Below are 19,119 nucleotides of genomic sequence, written 5' to 3' on the forward strand. Positions count from 1 at the left end.
CCCCAGCCCCTACCCAGAAAGGAACTCTCGGCGGGAATAAAAGCCCCTCTTCTCAGTTATCTACGTCAACGGACTCCCCAATGAAAAGAGGTCCGAAAGACGAAATACGGGAGAAGAGTGTGCCTAAAAAGGTAGGAAAAAAGAAGAACGAGATAGAGATGGATGAACCTGAGCCGGTCTCGGGTAAAGTCTCAACGAACACGACAGCAGAGAGGCTGAAAGCCAAACAGGTGGCGCGAGCCTCTGCCGAATTCGAGGAGCAGCTCGAACAGCACTTCAGCGAGGAAGAACAGAAGAAAATAAACGAAGCCACAGAGAACATCTTTGGCTCGGTTTTGGCCCGGCACGGATGGGTGCGTAACGAGCAAGGTCGAGTAGAGTACGTCGGCGGCGAAGCAGGCGAGCCTTCCCACTAATCTTCGCTCAATCGTCAGATTTAAGGCCGGGGTAATACTGCTCCCGGCCCGTTCTTGTCTGCGGCTTACTCCAGCAACTACCTCAGCTACGACTGTCGGCAGATTGCTAACTGAATCTGCGGCCACTATTATTTGAGTGCGGAGAGCAAGAAAGCTGGCCTGGGCCGCGTAAGCCTTTGTCGCACCCTGCCACCATCGGCACTCTTAAATGACCATTCTTGTTCTGGGACGCGGTAAAACCGGCGCGGTGGTGGCCGAAGTGGCCCGCGAGCGCGAGCACAAAGTGAGGGTCCTGAGTAGCGCGCAAAACCACTCCGCCAAGGCCCTCACTGATGGGGCGCTCCGCGACGTCAATGTGGTCATGGATTTCACTACTCCGGATGCCGTTCTGGCGAACGTTCGTGCCTGCGTTCGAGCGGGGAAGAACGTGGTGGTGGGGACCACCGGCTGGGACGAACACTTGCAAGAAGTACGCGAACTAGTGGAAAAAAGCGGGACGGGACTGCTCTTCGGCGCCAACTTTTCTATAGGTGTAAATATCTTCTACGATGTTGCCCGCGTAGCTGCGGTCGCTCTAAAGCACAAATACTTCGGCGAGATCATGGAACGGCATCACGCGCAAAAGAAAGATGCGCCTTCCGGGACTGCTCTTAGACTACAAAAGATTATTGAAGAGGTGAGCGGTACCGAGCTGGAAATCGTCTCCTTCCGCGAAGGCGAAGTTGTCGGCCTGCACGAGGTCGTGCTGGAGTGCGCGAGTGACAGCATCCGCATGGCCCACGATGCCAAGTCGCGTCGTACCTTCGCAGAGGGGGCGGTGCTCGCCGCGGAATGGCTCGCCGGCAAAAAAGGTTTTTACGATTTCCAGGACGTCTGGCGGGAATTGTAAACTCCGGTGCGTTCCACGCGCGCTCTGCGTTATCCTAATGGGTTATGAATTTGCGCGGTTGCGGCACCGCTTTAGTCACCCCGTTTCGTCAAGATGGCGCGCTCGATGAAACTGCCCTGCGCGACCTTGTAACCTGGCAGATCGAGTCGGGCATTGATTTCCTGGTCCCCTGCGGTACCACTGGGGAAACTCCGACCCTCTCCCGTCGGGAGTGGCTGCGGGTCCTGGAACTTACCATCGAAACGGCCGCCGGGCGAGTGCCGATCGTAGCTGGGGCCAGCTCCAATTGCACCCGCGATGCCATTGAAAAAGCCCGCACCGCCGCTGAGCGCAAAGGCGTGGACGCCATCCTCACAGCGTCGCCCTACTACAACAAACCTACCCAGGATGGCCAGTATCAGCACTTCCGCGCTATCGCCCAGGCGGTCCGGAAACCGATCATCGTCTACAACGTTCCCGGCAGGACGGGGGCGAACATTGAGCCGGCCACACTTTCCAATCTGGCAAAGATCCGCAACATCGTCGGCGTAAAAGAAGCCAGCGGCAACATCTCCCAGATTGTGCAAGTCTTCAATGCCGTGCCAGCAAGTTTTTTGGTCTTCTCTGGAGATGACTCCATCACCCTCCCGATAATCGCTTTGGGCGGTGCAGGCGTGATCTCGGTAGCGTCGAACGAGATCCCACACGAGATGACGGAGATGACTAGCGCGGCCTTAAACAATGATTGGGAGTCGGCACGGCACATCCATCGGCGGTACCTGCCGCTGATGGAGGCCAACTTCATAGAGTCGAACCCCGTACCGGTCAAAGCTGTGCTGGCGATGATGGGCAAATTGCGTGAAACCTACCGATTGCCTCTAGTCCGAATGAAGGATGAAAATCGAGCAAAACTGCAGAAGATTGCCGCTGAGGCAGGGTTGCCGACCAAGGCGGCTGCGCAGGAACCGGCACCGCGGCAGGTTGCACCCGAGTCGGAGCCGGCTGCTCGAACCGCAGCGCCTGAAGGGGCTCTGCCGGTGGCAGCTGAGTCAGAACCCCGCGGTGAATCCACCGTTCCCGCCGCACCAGCGGCAAATCACGAGGACGTACTCGATCTCGAGTCGGAAGGCGAGGCACCGCTAGACGTGGCGCCTGCCGCAGAGGCCCGGGCGGCGGAAGCGGCGGAGAGCGCGGTTCAGGTGGAAGCCCCGCCTGCCGCCCACCCCACAACTCCCACAAAGACGGTTGCCCCGGCTGAGCCGATTACGTTTTACTTGTTTGAAAACTGGCAGGCAGGGCCACACAAGACGGTGCTGCACCGCTCCAACTGCGGCATCTACCGCAATGGACGCGGTGGCAGCGAAAAAACGGAACCCGCCGCGGATTCACGCTCGCGCTGGCACGGCCCGTTCTCGACCATTGATGAAGCCCGAGGAGCTTCTCGTGGGATGACCGGTGTCCTCATTCGCAGTGAATGCAAGTGCATCTCGAGCCGCTAGTTTCTCTCCTGAATCGCGGGAACCTTAAGCCGCTGCCAGGCCACGGAATTCCGCGGCCCTCGTCACCGCTGCATAGAGACGCTCATATTCAGCGGCCATGCGCTTGGACGAGTAATGTAGTTCGGCGTGACGCCTGCATGCGGTAGGATTGATGAGGCCGGCAGCAGAAACTTTCGCCGCCATTTCTTCGACCGAATCCACTACAAAACCGGTTACTCCTTCGGCCACGACTTCCGGTAATGCGCCGCGGTTAAAAGCTATCACCGGGGTACCGGATGCGGAGGCTTCCATCGTAATCAAGGAACTGGTCTCTTCAGCGATGCTGGGCACCAACACGGCACGAGCGTTCTGAAGAAGTGTGCGCTTCTGATCGGCGGTGGGGGAATCCACATAACTGACTGAGGCCCCCGGCGTGTTGAGATATGGCGCAATCTCCCGCTCAAAATATTCTTGATGGTGTGAGAAGGGATAAATCTGTCCCGCGAGCACCAGCGGCAAGCCTGCACATTGCGCCGCCTGGATGGCGAGATGCGCGCCCTTCTCATAACAGAACCGGCCCACCCAGAGTAGGTAATCGCCTCGAACGGTACCGGGCGAAAATTGTTCCAGACGGATTCCGTTGCGCACCACGCCCATATCGTTTGGCAAATCACTGAACCAGCGCGCCTGCGATTCCGAAACACAGTTGAAAAAGACATTGGGCGGAATATTCTCGAACATGTGCGGCGAATAGAATCCGCGCGGCAGGTGCAGGGTGGCCAGCACAGGCACATCCACCTCGCCGGCATTGGGCCAGAAGGTGCCGCTCTTGTCGTGCACCAGGTCGAAAGGCTGCGTGGATTTCTCTCGGCATCGCAGGAAACCCAGCACGCGCGCGGTGTGCTCGGCATTGCGTTGCGCGAATCGGTCAGGCTGGCATGGAACTCGGCCCGTCGGGAATAAATCCCCGGTGATTTGTGATCCCATGCAAGCGGCCACCGTTGTGGCGTGTCCGCGGAGAAAGATTTCGCGCTCCACGACGTAGAGCATTTGCTCAGCACCACCGGCGCTCTCCAGCGACACACAGGCCAGAGGATATGCGACGTAGAGAATCCGCAATTTTGCACTCATATGCGCGAGCCCGCTGCCATTTCCGAATTCGACTTCATGAACTCGACAAAGGCATGTGAAACCTGGGTGCCGCGTATGGGCCAGCCCCAGGCTTCGTAGTTCAGAACTCCATCGTGCGGCGGGCGCGAGTAATCGTAGACGGGCAACGGCCGGAAACGCTCTATCACCGCGGCAAATTCCTTCAGGTCACCCTGGGAAGCGTAGGTTTGCAGCATCCTTCTCTTAATTTCCAATTCGGAGGGGGTGGGCTGCAGCACAACTTCGGAGTCATCCGCTTGAGAGCTCCCACTGGGCAGCGGATGCTGGTGCACGATCAGACCATCTGTAGCGCGATGGTAAAGTGGGAAATCCCACGCTGGCAGACCGAAATGGCGCGCCAGCAGCGAAGTCAAAAAATTACAAGAGTCGTGATCGGGATGGCCGCCCTCGTAAGCCAAGGTAAGTAGCGCCTGCGGCTGATTACGCTCAATGATCCGCTCCAGCTCCTGGATCGCAAGATCAAGCGAAGTAAATAACGTCTGGTCGCGAATGGAATGATCAGGCTCGCCCAAGAACTCGACCTGACTCACGCCCGCAAGTTTCAGCGCGCGGCGGGCTTCGTCTCGACGCAACCGCGCGTAAGCGTCCCGCGAGCCGTGTTTCGCCCAGAAAAACGAATCTGCGGGAGCGCCATCCGTAGCAAATACAACAATCGGTTCTTGCATCCTTTGCAGGAGCACGCCACAACCAGCGGCCTCATCGTCGGGGTGGGCCACGAGCACTACTGTTTTCCCGAGCAGGATTTCGAGTTCTGCCATGGTTATGTGAGATGCATTGAAGCCACAACGTGTTTACATGAGGACGAAAATTGGATGGCGTTTTTCCTTGTATACTCCGCAAAATGACTGCAGCGCCTATCTCTGAAATGCGCTCCGCAATCGAGCGACTGTTTGCAGCCGGCGAAATTAAAGATAGGCACGAGGCTCGCAGCATCTTCCTGGAATTCCGCCAGGCCCTCACTCTGGGCCGCGTGCGGGCCGCTGAAAAGCATGACGGACGCTGGGTTGCGAATGCATGGGTAAAACAAGGGATCCTGCTCGGCTTCCGGCTCGGCGAACTGGTAGAAAGCAGCGATCCCAGTGGCCTTTCTTTTGTGGATAAAGATACTTTCCCGCTACGGCATTTTCGGGCCGCCGATCGCGTGCGTGTGGTCCCCGGCGGATCTTCCATTCGGGAGGGCGCCTATGTGGCGCCGGGGGTGATCTGCATGCCGCCCATGTATATAAATGTTGGCGCTTACGTTGATGAAGGCACGCTGGTGGATTCACACGCGCTGGTAGGTTCGTGCGCGCAGATCGGAAGGCGTGTTCATTTGAGCGCGGCGGCGCAGATTGGCGGTGTACTGGAGCCGGTGAATGCGGCACCCGTGGTCATTGAAGATGACGTACTGGTGGGCGGAAATTGCGGTGTCTATGAAGGCACATGCGTGAGGACGTGCGCCGTGCTGGGCTCCGGAACTATTCTCACGCGCTCTACCCCTATTCATGACATTGTCCGCGGCGAGGTGTATCGCGCCTCAGACGATTCCCCGCTGGAGGTTCCGGAAAATGCGGTGGTTGTGCCCGGCTCTCGCGCAGTGCGGAAAGGCAAAGCTGCCGACTGGAACATTTCGCTGTACACGCCCGTCATCGTGAAGTATCGCGACCAAAAGACGGACCAGGCGATTGAGTTGGAAGAGTTACTGCGCTGAAGTTTAGGCTTGGCTAGTCACTACTACGGCCAATTTTCGTCCATCCTCCGCCAGGCGGGCGCGGATACCGCTCAGATCATTCACAATGGCGTCAGCCGCTGAAAGCGCACCCACAGGATACGTTGTGGAGACCGCAATCACGTACATCCCCGACGTATGGGCGGATTGAATTCCTGCGGGCGCGTCCTCAATAACCAGGCACTCCTCGGGCGCCACAGCAAGAAGCTGCGCACCCTTCAAATATGGCTCGGGATGCGGCTTGCCATTCTGCACATCATCGGCAGTTACCAGCACCTTCGGAATTGGCAGTCCGTGCCGTCCTAAACGCGAAGTCGCAAGGTAGCGCGTGCCGGAAGTCACCACTGCCCAGAGCCCATCGGAAAGTGACGACACCAGCTCGAGCGCGCCCCGGACGACCGTCACCCCTTCGACGTCGTCAGCTTCACGCTTCTCGATTCTCTCCGACTCTGCATCGGCGTCTAGATGTGGGGCCAGCAATCGAACAACTTCCACAGTTCGGCGTCCATGCGCAATGCGCAGGACGTCTTCTGGCAAAATGCTGTGCTTCCTGGCCCAGAGCCGCCATTGCCGTGCAACAGCGGGCGTGGAATTCACCAGCACTCCATCGAGGTCAAAGAGGATGGCGGCACAGATGAATTCCTTTTTGTTGCCGCCGGTCATGAGGTGGTCAGCGCGTGTTGGGCGCGCAAGCGCAGATGTTTTTCACGAAAGTGTTTTCGCGCCCGCTCGCCCCAGGCCCGCACAAAGTAATAATTGAGTCCGCCGCCAATAAAGGAGCTGGCAATCGGAATCAACCGCCCCGACCACTTCTCCACCACTTCCTTGCTCGCCTGCACCGCAATAGCGCGTATGAATCGTGGTACCAGCCGGTTGATCACTTCTTTTTCCAGCAACTCGCGGCCAATGTCCACGCCGGCGGCGCTGGCGGTGGCCATCCAGAGCTCAGCTACTTCGTCGTCAGTGTTGTATTCGAACCCGTACACCAGGCTGAGTTTTTGTATGGTACGGAGGGTGACGGCGGCGAGAATGCTCAAGTCAGGGAGCACGGTAAAAATTCCGCCGAGGCCGAAGCCGGCGCCCTCAACCGCCGCGATTCTCATCCCGCTGCGAATGGTCTGCTCGGCTATATCGTCAATCAGCGGAAGATCCACCGAGTACACACCTTGGAAGTTGGAAATGGGCAACCCGTGTGCCGCCTGAAGCTGCAATAGATAGCGCGCCGGGTCCACACGAATGGTTTCGTACGCCTGGGTAAAGCCGCGTCGCAGGGCGTTCTCCGCTTGGCGCACCAGCCAGGAATTCTGTTTGGACTCTGACATCTGACCCCACCTTACCGCAGCCGATGCTGCTGAGCAATCTGCTTCCGCTTGGGTACACGCCTGGCTAAAGCTTCGCGTTAGTCCGTGTGCTAGCATCGAATACTGCCGATGCCATCTGGCAAATTACAAGTCGTGCCCTTAGGCGGACTGGGCGAGTTCGGTATGAACTGCATGGCGGTTCGCTGGGGCGACGACATTTTTGTCATTGATGCCGGACTGATGTTCCCCGAATCCGAACTGCTGGGCGTGGACATCGTGGTTCCGGACATCAGCTATCTGATCGAGAATCGCGATAAAGTTCGCGCCATCGTCCTCACCCATGGGCACGAGGACCACATCGGTGGCTTGCCGTGGATTTTGTCCGAAATCAACGTTCCCATCTACGGTACCGAGTTCACGCTCGCCTACGTCGAAGATAAGCTCGAAGAACATCAGCTACTCGACAATGCTGAACTTAACGAGATCGAACCGGGCGAACATTTTCGCATTGGTCCGTTTGCTATAGATCCGATCCAGGTGACGCACAGCCTTGTGGACTGCGTGTCGCTCGCGATTCATACGCCGCTAGGAGTCATCATCCATACCGGCGACTTCAAGGTTGATCCCACGCCGACCGACAACCGGCTCTTCGACTTGCACTCCTTCGCCGAGTACGGTAAGCAGGGCGTGCTGGCGCTGTTTCAGGATTCCACCAATATCGAGCGCCCGGGTTACACCCCAAGCGAGCGTGCAGTGCGCCGCAAGTTTGATGAAGTCTTTGCCCGGACCGAGCGGCGCTTGTTCATTTCCTGCTTTTCCTCTTCCATCCATCGCATTAAATTGGCCATGGAATTGGCTTATGAATACCGCCGCAAAGTGGCGCTGGTGGGGCGCTCGATGGCGGATTCCGCGGAGATCGCCGCCGACCTGGGCTACATAGATGTTCCCGATGGGCTGCTGATCCATCCCGGCGAAATCAAGAATTACCCTCCCGAAAAAGTTTGCGTACTCATCAGCGGCACTCAGGGTGAACCTATGTCCGCTCTCTCGCGGGCAGCGGTAGATAATCACAAGCACGCTCACATCGAACCTGGGGACAGCGTGGTGCTTTCGTCACGCATCATCCCTGGAAACGAAAAGGCCATCTACCGCATGATTGACCACCTCTTCCGCCGCGAAGCCCACGTTATTTATGAGGATGGGTCTTCCCCGCCAGTTCACGTCAGCGGGCATGCCAGCCAGGAAGAACTCAAGCTGATCATCAATCTGGTGAAGCCAAAATATTTCATTCCCATTCACGGTGAATACCGGCAGTTAAGGCGGCACGCGGAACTGGCAGGTTCTATGCACGGCGCGGTCGGCAACGTCATCATGCTGCAAAGCGGCGACGTGCTCGAGTTCGACGAACTGGGCGCCCGCAAAACCGGAAAGGTGCCGGTGGGCCGCGTCTGTATTGACTCTGGCTCGCGGACCGATGTGGTGGAAGACCTGGTCATCCGCGACCGGCGTCACCTCAGCGAGGACGGTATCGTGCTGCCGATTATTGCTATTAATAAACTGACCGGCCGGGTTGAGAGCTCGCCCGAAATCGTAACCCGCGGATTCGCCGCCGCGGCGGAGAACGGCTTTGTCGAGCAGGCAAAGCAAACGGTGATGCAGACGCTTGAGACTTCCAGCGATGAGGAAAAAGCTGACTACGGCGTGATCAAGGAAAAAATTCGCCAGGACTTGAAACGCTTTATTTCAAAGAACACTTCCCGACGGCCGCTGATCATGCCGGTGATTCTAGAAATTTGAAACCACCATCACCGAGGAGGGCGCAGCTATAGTCACCCTGGAGGCAATCCAACAAGCTCAGGCGCGGCTGCGCGATGTTGCTGTTCATACTCCGTTGCTGTTGGCGCACTTGCAGTCCCAACCTGGGAGTAAAGAGGAACAACTCCTTTACTTGAAGCCGGAGAACCTCCAGCCGGTTGGCTCCTTCAAGCTTCGTGGCGCGTATAACAAAATCTCTTCTCTTTCGGCTGAAGACCGCAGTCACGGTGTGATCGCATATTCCAGCGGAAATCATGCTCAAGGCGTAGCCTACGCAGCGCGCGCTCTAGGCGTCAGGGCGGTCATCGTAATGCCCCGCACCGCACCTGCGATTAAGCGCGAGAGCACGGCCTCAATGGGGGCCGAGATTGTACTGGTCGGACCCGGCAGCGAAGAACGGCGCGCGCGCGCTGAAGAACTCGCGAAAGAGCATGGGTACGTCATTGTTCCGCCCTATAACGATGAGAGCATCATCGCCGGCCAAGGAACCATTGGCCTGGAAATACTCGAAGACCTGCCGGAGGTCGAAACCGTGCTGGCTCCGGTCGGAGGAGGCGGATTGGTAAGCGGTATCGCCGCCGCGCTCAAGCTGAGCCGTGGGAGCGGCGCTGGGCAGTCCAGAAACGGAACACGAATCCGGGTAATCGGGGTAGAGCCGGAGTTCGCATCGGATGCTAACGCCAGCATGCGCGCCGGACACGTGGTGGCGTTTACCGCCGAGCAGACCGCCCGGACGATTGCTGATGGCCTCCGCACCCAGAGCGTCGGCGAGATTCCGTTCAATCACATGCGGCGCTTTGTGGATGATGTGATCACCGTAACGGAAGAGGAAATCCGCGAGGCCATGCGGCGTCTGGCCGGCGACCCTAAGGTAGTTGCCGAACCGAGCGGGGCGGTCAGCGTAGCCGCCTTTCTCTTCCACCGCGATCAACTGCCGCGCACCCGGGTAAATGTCGCCGTCGTTAGCGGCGGCAATGTTGAACCAAAGTTGCTGTCAGAGATTTTGGGTGAACATCACAAGCCAGCCTGAAGCGCCCTCCGGTCTGCAAATCCCGCTACTCGTGTAGAATTTTAGGTTCACGTGAGGTCAATGATGTTCCTGGGAAAAACCTGCTTTATAGCCCCGGTTCTACTCGTGTTCACTACTGCTCTGATCGCCGCGCCAGCGCCGAAGTCCACAAATCCTCCCCGCTTCTTCCCTTACGAGGTCAAGACCAAGAAGCTAGCCAACGGTCTGGACGTGGTCGTGATTCCCACGCCCGAGTTCCACGGGATGGTGACTTACTCGACTGCCGTCTTTGCAGGTTCGCGAAACGAAACCAAAAAGGGCAAGACCGGACTGGCACACCTGTTCGAGCACATCATGTTCCGCCACGAGTATGGCGGGCAGCCCGGTGGATATGAGGCCCAAGTGCGTCGCCTGGGCGCTTTCAATAACGCCTGGACCGATTATGACCTGACCTATTACCACCCCACTACTTTTACTGACAACCTGGTGGGCCCGGTGCAGCGTGCCGACGGTCCTGCTCCGGGTCTTATGGAGCTTGAGGCTGCGCGCTTCAAGAAACTCACACTCGACCGCAAAACTTTTCAGGTGGAAGCGGGCGCGGTGCTCGGCGAATATCGCCGCGATTTTTCCGATCCAGGTCAGAAGGCGATTGAGCAGTTTTCGCCACTGGCGTTTCCCAACCACCCCTATGGACACACAGTGATCGGTTATAGAGAAGACGTAGAGAACATGCCGAACGCCTGGGATGCGGCCTGGGAGTTCTACGGTAACTACTATAAGCCGAATGATGTCGCCCTCGTGGTTGTGGGCGACGTCGATCCGAAGATGATTTTCGCGCAGGCGGAAAAGCATTATGGCGACTGGAAACCATCGCAGCCGCCGCAGATTCCTGCCGAGCAGCAACCCCAGGGGCCGCAGCAACTGCACGTGCCTTGGGACGCTGACGTCTCACCGCGGCTTTTTGTGGGATACCACACTCCCGCCATGCAGCCTGGAACCAAAGAAACAGCAGTCACAATGGTCTTACCAGAGTTGCTGACCTCGCGTTCAGCGCCCTTATTCCAGAAATTGCGCTACCAGAAGCAGACGGTCACGGACTTTTCTATTCTGAACGGCCCAGAACTGCTGGAGTCCACCGACCCTCACTTGCTGGTGCTCGATTCACAACTGCTCCTCGATCGCTTCCGTAAGGACGACAAAGCCTACGTCAGCGACGTCCAGAATGACGTCATAGGCGGGGTGGACGACCTGAAAAGTTTCTCTAAGCAGCGCGATGCTGCACGGGTTCTAAAGGTCGTGAAGAGCAAAGTACGTAACGACTTTCTAGCCAGTCTGGATTCCACCGGCGACATCGCCGAGCGTTTTGCCTGGTACTACCGCCTCAATCGCGACGCGCACGTCTTCGACACCCTCATGCAGGCGATTGACGGGCTTCAACCGAAGGACATTGACGCTTACGCCGCAAAATATTTCATCCCCCGGGGCAGGATTGTAACCACACTCTGGCAGGGAGCACAAAGCGCGGCAACAAATCCAACCAAAGGCAAGCAGGAGGTCCGGTAATGGGCCAACTGCGAATGCTCAGAAGCGGCGCGATCACCGCGTGCATTTTGATTTGCACATTGGCGGCATCCGCTCAACATCCTCCTAAGCGCAAAGCGATACGCCCGCAAGATGTCCATGTCTTCAGCACGAACCTGGTAACGGTACCTTCCGCTTCCCCGCTCTACGAGATTCAGATCATGGCGCGCACCGGATCGGCGGACGATCCCGCCGGCAAAGAAGGAACAGCCAAGCTCGCGGCGCGGGGCTTGATCGAGGCGGGTTTCGGCGATCCTAAGAATCCGACCACCACGCAAAAGCTGGCGGAGATCACGCGCCCATGGGGCTCCGCGGCGTTTCCTACGGTGCTGGTGGACAAAGAAACGACGACATTCTCGATGGCTGTTCCGCGCGAGAACTTCGACGAGTTTGTAGCACGCGTGCTGAAGCCCATTTTGAACCAGCCGTTGTGGGTGGCGCCGGAGGTGGAACGGCTGCGGCGCGAATCCCTCACCGACATCCAATCGAGCTTGCGTTTCGAAGATGAAGAATCTCTCGGGCTGCTCACCCTCGACAATTACGTCTTCTCCGGCACTGCACTCGGCAATCTCACCGCGGGCACGGTGCAGGGGTTGAAGGCGATCACGCGTGACGATCTCAACCACTTCTCCAAGCGGTTCTACGTCGGCGGAAACATGTACGTGGCCACCACCATCAATGACCCGCGCGCCTTGGAAAAACTGATGTCGGCGTTGCCGCCCGGCGAAATGCCGATGAAGCCGCTGAATGTGTCGCGCACGGTTGCGGCCCCCGGACACCACGTGCTCATCATCACCCAACCCAACGCCATTGCCACCGGGCTGCACCTCGGCTTCCCCATTGACGTGAAGCGGGGTGACCCTGATTATTGGCCACTGTTTGTCGGCAATACTTTTCTGGGCATTCACCGCGACAGCTTTGGCAAGCTGTATCACGATATTCGCGGTGAGCGTGGTTATAACTACGGCGATTATTCATACACCGAGTACTATTACGGGCGACCGCAATTTTTGTTTCCCCCTCCTGGCACTCCCCGCGACCAGCAATATTTCAGCATCTGGATACGTCCAGTCGCACATCAATATACGCATTTCATCATGAAGGCCATGACCGCGGAACTGGACGACTTCCTGCAAAATGCTCTGACGCCGCAACAAGTGGCCGAAGCAAAGATTAAAGCGCGGACGCTCTACCTGAATTACGCGGAGAGCAAATCCAGGCAGCTCGGGTACAAGCTCGACGATTTGTTCTACAACATGCGCGACCATGGTTATCTTGATACCATGCTGGCGCAAATTGATGCGGTCACGCCGGAGCAGGTGAATGCCGCCATCAAGAAGCACCTGCAGGAACAAAATCTCGACTACGTGATCGTCACCAACGAAAAAGAAGGCGCCAAGCTGGCCGACGATATTGCCAACAGCACGAACGTGCAGTCGAAAACTTTAGCGGAATACCACATATCGGAACCGATCCCTCCCGAGAAACAGCAAATGCTCGAGCAAGATAAACGCTGGGCTGCGTTTCCGTTGAACATTCCGCGCGCCAACATTTCAGTGGTCAAAGCTGCCGACATGTTCGAGACCGCGGAGACGCCAGCCGGAGAAAGCCGTTGAGGATGCAAGTTAACAGCGGAGCGACCTTTGCCAAACTCAGCGCCGTTTTTCTCCTGGGTTTAACGGCGTGCGCTCAAGCGGCTGAGCCAGGCAAGGCGGAGCACGGAGTGCTTGTTCGCGTGGCAACGATCTACCTCTCGCCGGACAACACATCGTCCAAAATGGCTGACGTGGAGCGCGGACGCGAGGTCGCCATCCTGGAAAAGAGCAACAAATGGATCCACGTATTGGCGACGCTTTTGGGGCAGCGAACCACCCGAGCGATGACGGAGGAGAGCGAGAATCCCGACGAGCGCGACATTACCGGTTGGATCCTCGACAAAGGCGTGGTGCGCGCGTCAACTCCCAACGGCGACCAGATTCTTTACGGTGCGGCGGCCGACGCCGAAGCCGAGGCCAGTCGTGCGCACGGACGCAAAGGCGCCGCTCAGGATGCTTTCTACTTGTATTCGCGGACCCAGGAATATTTTCCCAACTCGCCACTGGCCGGTGAAGCACTGTATCGTGCAGCGGATATTCGCTGGCAACTGGACCGTGAGGATGTAATGTCGCGTCCCTCCGCCCGGACAAAAGAAGCTTTCCTCCGCTCGGGCATGAACGAAGAACTGATGAAACAGGTCATGAAGAAATACCCTCATACCAAGTGGGCTGATCTGGCCGCGTTCCACCTGATTGAGAACAAGCTTTGCGGGGACTGGCAAGGCAGCGCCGATTGCCCCCGCAAAGAGGCCGAGAAATACGAGAAGTACGCCCGCGAATACCCCAATTCGACGGCTGCTCCCGAAGCCCTTTATGACGCCGCCTGGCGGCTCGCAGCCCTGATTGATATCTACAAAACCGAAGAACAGCCCAAGAAAGCTGACGAGGCCAAGGCTGATGGAATGCGGATAGCGCAGGAAATTGTTTCCAAGTATCCGCAAAGCGACTGGGGCGCGCGCGCCCAAACCCTGCTATACATGATGCAGCAAAACATTCCAACCTACGGCAACGCGACAGATTGACGGCCGCGCCCACCCGGAGCCAATTTGCACGACTACTTGCTCTCTTTTTTACTCGGCATCATCGAAGGCCTGACGGAATTTCTTCCTGTCAGCTCCACTGCGCATCTCCGGCTCTTTGAGAAATTTGTGGGCATGGACCTGGCGAGCGGATATTGGAAGATGTACTCCATTGTCATCCAGCTGGGCGCGATCCTCTGCGTGCCAATTTATTTCCGGGAGCGCATCCGCGATTTTGTTTCGACCTTTCCCTATGGGCCTGATCGCAAGCACAGCGTTTGGAGCCATCCGCTGACGCTGACTACTGTTGCTTTTGTGGTGACGGCTGTCCCGGCATTTTTGCTGACCAAAGTGATTGGGAAAAACCTGGAGAGCGTACACGTGATGGCGACCTCGCTCATCGTGGGCGGCGTGATTATGTGGGTGGTGGACGCGGTGTACGGAAAACCTCGACCGTTGCCGGCGGGTTCGGTAGGCGCGGCCAGCGCGGTGTCGGAGGCGAGCATAGTGGGCTTCCGCACAGAAAAAGTCGAGCAAATGAGCCTGGGACAGGCGGTCTGGATCGGCCTCTGCCAACTGTTTTCGGCAGTGTTTCCGGGGACATCGCGTTCCATGTCGACCATTACCGGCGGGCAATTGGCTGGCATGTCGCGACCAGCGGCACTCGAATTTTCGTTTTTCCTTTCCATACCTACCATGATCGCGGCCACCGGCTACGATCTCTTCAAGTCGTTGCACCACAAACCGGGCGCGACTGAAATTGGTGTCGCCCCGGCGGATGCCCACCAGTGGCTGGTGCTGGGGATTGGTTTTTTGGTTTCGTTTATCGTCGCCTACCTGGTGGTCGCGTGGTTCATGAACTGGGTGCGCCGCCGGGGATTCGCGCCGTTTGCGGTGTATCGCATCGCGCTGGGAGTGGCAGTGCTGATTTGGACGGCGAAGGCCGCGGTGCACTAACTCTCCCAACGCGACCTCCCCCCCGAGATCCCCACTTCTATTACCGAATCAGGGCCCCTGCCGCTGGCCCTAGCTTTGCTGTTTCGACCCCAATTCCGCCCAGCGGCCGTGCCTTTTCCATGTTCGCTTTCTAGTACTCTCATGTTGCGAACTTAAAAACGCTTGCCTTTCTACTGCACTCTCACTTGTGCCACCAGAATTAGTCTTATACACTTAAGAATAGCTGGCGTTCTCAGGAGAACGCATGTCCAAGCGGGTTCTCTCCATCGGGTACGATGAAATGTTGCTTGAAGACCGACACCATTTGTTGCGGGCGGCTGGATACTATGTCACCTCAGTCCTGGCCAAGCAGGAATTGGGCACCTTGCATGATCCCGCTCTGTTTGACGCCGTGCTCATCGGCTTTGAGGTGCAGGATCGCATGGAAATGCTGGCATGGGCCGGTAAGAACGCGCCTGGGGCCCGCGTTATCGTTCTGCCTCAGGACGAGGACCTGACGGCTGCGCTCAGAGAACTGAAGCAGGAAGTGAGAGATCTTAGCCGGGACCACCCGCACTCTTAATCCAGAAAGACCTTACTTGCTTTTTGTTCTGAGGTTGTGACAACCTCTCCTGCCACATGGAAGAAGTTCACACCGACGATCTGAAAAGGAAACGCTTTCTTTGGGGCGTCGCGCTCGCCTGGCTCCCATCGCTTCCCTTCTTTTTGTTCGGGGTGTACAACGCCTTCAAGGGAATGGAATCGCAGAAAGCTACGGGGCTGGGTGCGGTAGCGGGGGGATGGAGCGAGGTACTCTGTACGGTAGGCTTGGCGACGGTGTTCATAGTCCCTGCAACCGCAATCGTCTTATTAACGAGGTCATTCTCCACTGGGCACGGCACGCGCAAAATGCTGTCCCTGCTCTCCATTGCCTGGTGCGCACTGTTGCTTTCTCTGGCCGGATTTTTCGTGTGGTTATTTTTCTTCCACATGCACACCGATTTCAGATAAAGCACAATTCTTGCGTATCCCACCGTGGTGTTGCTGACACCAGGAGGGTCCGGGATTCAGCAGCTTCGCCTCAGCAATAAAAAGCCACCAATGAATGAGAAGGTGCCGACCACCACAGCCGTCGTCATCCCTGCCCAAAAAGCAGCGCCGGCATGAGGCTGGGTGGTAAGAAAGAAGTGCACCCCATGTCCTAGGTGCAGCGTGGTGAGTAGAACCGCAATTCCGCTGACAATGTTCAAGATTCTCATCGTGCTCCCCAGTGTACGTTGATCAATGTACTTGACGCCGGCATGAAGTTTGGCAAGGCTCGCGCGAACTATCCCCCTCCCTTCTATACCAGTCAACGACTTACCTATATTCGGACCACTCGATGTGCTGCCATTTTTTAAATAACCTACCGGGTTATTTCCTTGTACTAAGGGCTGAACGGGGCCTGTTTTGTCCCCCCCGTCACCTAACTCGTCACTAGCCTCAGAATATTTCCTTTCCCGGACTAAGGTTTTTGGCATAATCGTCTGGCTCTGGCGTAATGCGATGCACACGGGTGAAGGTGTGTCTTTGGCTGTGGCTGAAGCGACGTCATCATGGAAGTGTGCCCTGCGCCTATGAGATATCTTTCAAGCGCCCTCGTGCCGACCAGCAACCGGCGGCTCAATGAGCTGATTGGGTTTTTGCTGATCGTCTCCGCGGCCCTCCTGTTCCTCGCGCTGGCGTCGTACTCGCCGCTCGACCCCTCGTTCAACAGCGCGTCTTCTCTCACCAGCTCGCACGCCGCCCGCAACTGGATTGGCATTGCCGGCGCCATCGCCTCCGACCTGTTTCTGCAATTCTTTGGCATCGGAGTGTTCATCCTGCCGTTTGTGCTGGCCATGCTGGGGGCGCGCTGGTTCCGCTCGCGGCGAACTTCGTCGCCGATTGCCAAAGCCATGGGAGCGGTATGGCTGCTGGCATTTGTGCCGGCGCTCCTAGCGCTGCTGCCCGGTCACCTGCGCTGGCGGCACGAGATTCCAGTGGAAGGGTTGCTGGGCCGGGTGATGGGCGATTTTCTGATCCATTACCTGAACCTGATCGGCGCTTACATTATTTCGATCACGGTGATTGCGGTGGCGCTCTACCTCTCCACGGCGTTTTCTTTCAGCGCGATGCAGGTGTGGCTACCGTCGCATTTTGGCTTTGCCATTGCGCTGTGGGAGCGCTGGAAAGACTGGCGCACCGCCAAGCGCAAAGAGAAGCTGCAGAAGGAGCTTGACCGGCGGCGCGCTGCCAAGCCGGTGGTAACGGCGCAACTGGTCCCGGGCAAGCAGACAACAATGGTTGGGAAATCGGGTATCGACCGCGAAGACGAAGAGGAGCGGCGCTCAGAGGCGCTTTCGCGCCATGCGGCGCAGGTGCTGGGAACCGAACCGGCTGAGCCGCAGCCGGAGCCAGAACCCGAGGTGGCAGAGCGTGCCGACGCATCCGCCCAGCCCAAGACGACGCTGCCGCGGATCGCCGGCGGGTACAAGCTGCCTTCGAGCAGTCTATTGCATCGTCCGGACGAACAGCAGGTCATTGACGAAGACGAACTGAAGATGCTGGCCCAGATGATCACCCAGAAGTACGCCGAGTTCGACGTGCATGGGCAGGTGACGCAGATCAATCCCGGGCCGGTGGTGACCACGTTTGAATTCAAGCCGGAAGCGGGTATCAAGTACAGCCGCATCATCAGCCTGACCGACGATCTGTGCCTGGCGCTGCGGGCGGAGAGCATCCTGGTGGAGCGCATGCCGGGGAAATCAACGGTAGGCATTCAGGTCCCGAACCGGCAGCGCGAGACCATCTGGCTGCGGGAGATGATCGAGTCGCAGGAGTACGCGGCGTGCCAGTCGAAGCTCACCCTGGCCATGGGCAAGGACATCAATGGGCGAATCACAGTGGCGGACATGGGCACGATGCCGCACTTGCTGATCGCGGGCTCAACCGGCGCGGGCAAGAGCGTGGCCATCAATGCCATGATCATGTCTATGCTGTATAAGGCGACGCCGGAGCAGGTGCGGCTGATTCTGGTGGATCCGAAGCGGCTGGAGCTGGGCAATTACGAAGGCGTGCCGCATCTTTATACGCCCATTATCACCGAGCCAAAGTTGGCGGCGAACGCATTGCGCAACGCGGTGCGGGAGATGGAGCGCCGGCTGAAGCTGCTGGCGCAAAAGGGCGTCCGCAATATTGACCAGTACAACCATCTTTTCGACGAAGATACGCCTAGCCTTTTTGACGAAGGCTCAGAAGAGCGGCCATTGCCATATATCGTGATCATTATTGATGAACTGGCCGACCTGATGATGCTCGACCAGAGCAACGTGGAAGAGTCCATTACCCGGCTGGCACAGATGGCGCGCGCGGTGGGAATTCACCTGGTGCTGGCGACGCAGCGGCCCTCAGTGGACGTTATTACCGGGCTGATTAAGGCGAATTTCCCCGCGCGAGTTTCGTTCCGGGTGGCGACCAAGGTAGATTCGCGGACGATTCTCGATGCGAACGGGGCGGAAGCACTGCTGGGACGCGGCGACATGCTGTATTTGCCGTCGGGCTCGGCGCGGGTGCACCGTCTGCACGCGCCTTTTGTCACGGAAAAAGAGATTGCGGCGGTGGTGGAGTTTTGGCGCTCGCAGGGAACGGCGGAATATCAGCAGGCATTTCTGGAGGCGCCGAAAGAGGAAGGCGAGGCGAGCGCTGCGGGTGACGGGGGCGAAGAAGGAGAGGCGGAACACGATCCGATGTACGAAGATGCCGTGCGGCTAGTGCTGGAGTTTGGCAAGGCCTCCACTTCCCTGCTGCAGCGGCGGCTGCGGATCGGCTATGGACGGGCCGCACACCTGATTGATCTGATGGAGCGCGATGGAATCGTGGGCGCTGCGGACGGGCCGAAGCCGCGCGAAGTACTGAAGCGTCCGAACTGGATCAGCGAAGTGGAAGAGAGTATGAGGTAGGCAGGGGCAGTCCCCAGTTTTCGAGTTTTCCACAGAGTCACTTACGGTCGTGACTCGGGTCACTGCGTTGAATTGTTTTCTGCAGCACAATCGGAACAATCGTCACACGGATTGCGGCCCAGTTGATGGCTCCGGACGCGGCATGGCGCGTGCCACGTAGCGGCTGTTCACGCCAGTGCTTGCGGCCCAACGAATGCCACCGTGCTGGTCCCACGGGGGAGAGCGGCACGGTCAAGGAGTTGG

Annotated in this window: 18 protein-coding genes; 13 read left to right on the forward strand and 5 right to left on the reverse strand. The window is 57.9% G+C overall.

Features of this window, described 5'->3' with window-relative positions:
* The first annotated feature begins 119 nt into the window (after positions 1 to 119).
* The 3 genes from VFA76_09485 (at position 120) to dapA (ending at position 2,783) form a co-directional block, all read left to right on the forward strand.
* Positions 120 to 416 (forward strand): hypothetical protein, encoded by a 297-nt coding sequence (locus VFA76_09485; protein ID HZR32070.1) that lies wholly within the window; start codon positions 120 to 122, stop codon positions 414 to 416.
* A gap of 208 nt (positions 417 to 624) precedes the next feature.
* On the forward strand, positions 625 to 1,305 hold the full coding sequence (gene dapB / locus VFA76_09490; GenBank protein HZR32071.1) for a 4-hydroxy-tetrahydrodipicolinate reductase: 681 nt from the start codon (positions 625 to 627) through the stop codon (positions 1,303 to 1,305).
* A 44-nt stretch (positions 1,306 to 1,349) separates the two neighbouring features.
* Positions 1,350 to 2,783: a 4-hydroxy-tetrahydrodipicolinate synthase gene (dapA, locus tag VFA76_09495; GenBank protein ID HZR32072.1), complete on the forward strand. Its 1,434-nt coding sequence runs from the start codon at positions 1,350 to 1,352 to the stop codon at positions 2,781 to 2,783.
* A gap of 24 nt (positions 2,784 to 2,807) precedes the next feature.
* Here the strand turns inward: dapA and VFA76_09500 are convergent, their stop codons facing one another.
* Complete coding sequence (locus VFA76_09500; protein HZR32073.1) at positions 2,808 to 3,893, reverse strand: glycosyltransferase; 1,086 nt, start codon at positions 3,891 to 3,893, stop codon at positions 2,808 to 2,810.
* Positions 3,890 to 4,690, reverse strand: a complete 801-nt coding sequence (locus VFA76_09505) for a PIG-L family deacetylase (GenBank protein HZR32074.1) — start codon at positions 4,688 to 4,690, stop codon at positions 3,890 to 3,892. Before VFA76_09505 ends, VFA76_09500 begins: the two co-directional genes overlap by 4 nt.
* 107 nt (positions 4,691 to 4,797) lie before the next feature.
* Between VFA76_09505 and VFA76_09510 the strand changes: the two genes are divergently transcribed.
* Positions 4,798 to 5,622 (forward strand): 2,3,4,5-tetrahydropyridine-2,6-dicarboxylate N-succinyltransferase, encoded by an 825-nt coding sequence (locus VFA76_09510; protein ID HZR32075.1) that lies wholly within the window; start codon positions 4,798 to 4,800, stop codon positions 5,620 to 5,622.
* Positions 5,623 to 5,625: 3 nt separating this feature from the next.
* On the opposite strand, the gene VFA76_09515 is transcribed toward VFA76_09510, so the two are convergent.
* A complete protein-coding gene (locus VFA76_09515) occupies positions 5,626 to 6,303 on the reverse strand; it encodes an HAD family hydrolase (GenBank protein HZR32076.1) in 678 nt (225 codons plus the stop codon).
* Positions 6,300 to 6,962 (reverse strand): EcsC family protein, encoded by a 663-nt coding sequence (locus VFA76_09520; protein HZR32077.1) that lies wholly within the window; start codon positions 6,960 to 6,962, stop codon positions 6,300 to 6,302. The genes VFA76_09515 and VFA76_09520 overlap by 4 nt, the downstream gene beginning before the upstream one ends.
* A 108-nt stretch (positions 6,963 to 7,070) precedes the next feature.
* On the opposite strand from VFA76_09520, the gene VFA76_09525 reads away from it, so the two are divergent.
* The 8 genes from VFA76_09525 (at position 7,071) to VFA76_09560 (ending at position 15,907) form a co-directional block, all read left to right on the forward strand.
* Positions 7,071 to 8,738 carry a ribonuclease J gene (locus tag VFA76_09525; GenBank protein HZR32078.1) on the forward strand — a complete coding sequence of 556 codons (1,668 nt, stop codon included), beginning with the start codon at positions 7,071 to 7,073 and terminating at the stop codon, positions 8,736 to 8,738.
* A 67-nt stretch (positions 8,739 to 8,805) separates the two neighbouring features.
* Positions 8,806 to 9,786, forward strand: coding sequence for a threonine/serine dehydratase (locus VFA76_09530; protein ID HZR32079.1), 981 nt, complete (start codon positions 8,806 to 8,808; stop codon positions 9,784 to 9,786).
* 60 nt (positions 9,787 to 9,846) lie between these two features.
* A complete protein-coding gene (locus tag VFA76_09535; protein HZR32080.1) occupies positions 9,847 to 11,328 on the forward strand; it encodes a pitrilysin family protein in 1,482 nt (493 codons plus the stop codon).
* Positions 11,328 to 12,962: a pitrilysin family protein gene (locus VFA76_09540; GenBank protein ID HZR32081.1), complete on the forward strand. Its 1,635-nt coding sequence runs from the start codon at positions 11,328 to 11,330 to the stop codon at positions 12,960 to 12,962. The genes VFA76_09535 and VFA76_09540 overlap by 1 nt, the downstream gene beginning before the upstream one ends.
* The gene (locus tag VFA76_09545) at positions 12,959 to 13,963 is read left to right on the forward strand and encodes a hypothetical protein (GenBank protein HZR32082.1); all 1,005 of its coding nucleotides are present in this window, start codon (positions 12,959 to 12,961) and stop codon (positions 13,961 to 13,963) included. Before VFA76_09540 ends, VFA76_09545 begins: the two co-directional genes overlap by 4 nt.
* A 24-nt stretch (positions 13,964 to 13,987) precedes the next feature.
* Positions 13,988 to 14,917 carry an undecaprenyl-diphosphate phosphatase gene (locus VFA76_09550; GenBank protein HZR32083.1) on the forward strand — a complete coding sequence of 310 codons (930 nt, stop codon included), beginning with the start codon at positions 13,988 to 13,990 and terminating at the stop codon, positions 14,915 to 14,917.
* Positions 14,918 to 15,161: 244 nt separating this feature from the next.
* On the forward strand, positions 15,162 to 15,479 hold the full coding sequence (locus VFA76_09555; protein ID HZR32084.1) for a hypothetical protein: 318 nt from the start codon (positions 15,162 to 15,164) through the stop codon (positions 15,477 to 15,479).
* A gap of 56 nt (positions 15,480 to 15,535) precedes the next feature.
* Positions 15,536 to 15,907, forward strand: a complete 372-nt coding sequence (locus VFA76_09560) for a hypothetical protein (protein HZR32085.1) — start codon at positions 15,536 to 15,538, stop codon at positions 15,905 to 15,907.
* 56 nt (positions 15,908 to 15,963) lie between these two features.
* Here the strand turns inward: VFA76_09560 and VFA76_09565 are convergent, their stop codons facing one another.
* Entirely contained in the window at positions 15,964 to 16,155 is a 192-nt protein-coding gene (locus VFA76_09565; GenBank protein HZR32086.1) for a hypothetical protein, read from the reverse strand.
* A 357-nt stretch (positions 16,156 to 16,512) separates the two neighbouring features.
* Between VFA76_09565 and VFA76_09570 the strand changes: the two genes are divergently transcribed.
* Positions 16,513 to 18,876 carry a DNA translocase FtsK gene (locus tag VFA76_09570; protein ID HZR32087.1) on the forward strand — a complete coding sequence of 788 codons (2,364 nt, stop codon included), beginning with the start codon at positions 16,513 to 16,515 and terminating at the stop codon, positions 18,874 to 18,876.
* Positions 18,877 to 19,119: the final 243 nt, after the last annotated feature.

The organism is Terriglobales bacterium (assembly GCA_035651655.1).
Taxonomy (GTDB): Bacteria; Acidobacteriota; Terriglobia; order Terriglobales; family Acidobacteriaceae; genus DASRFG01.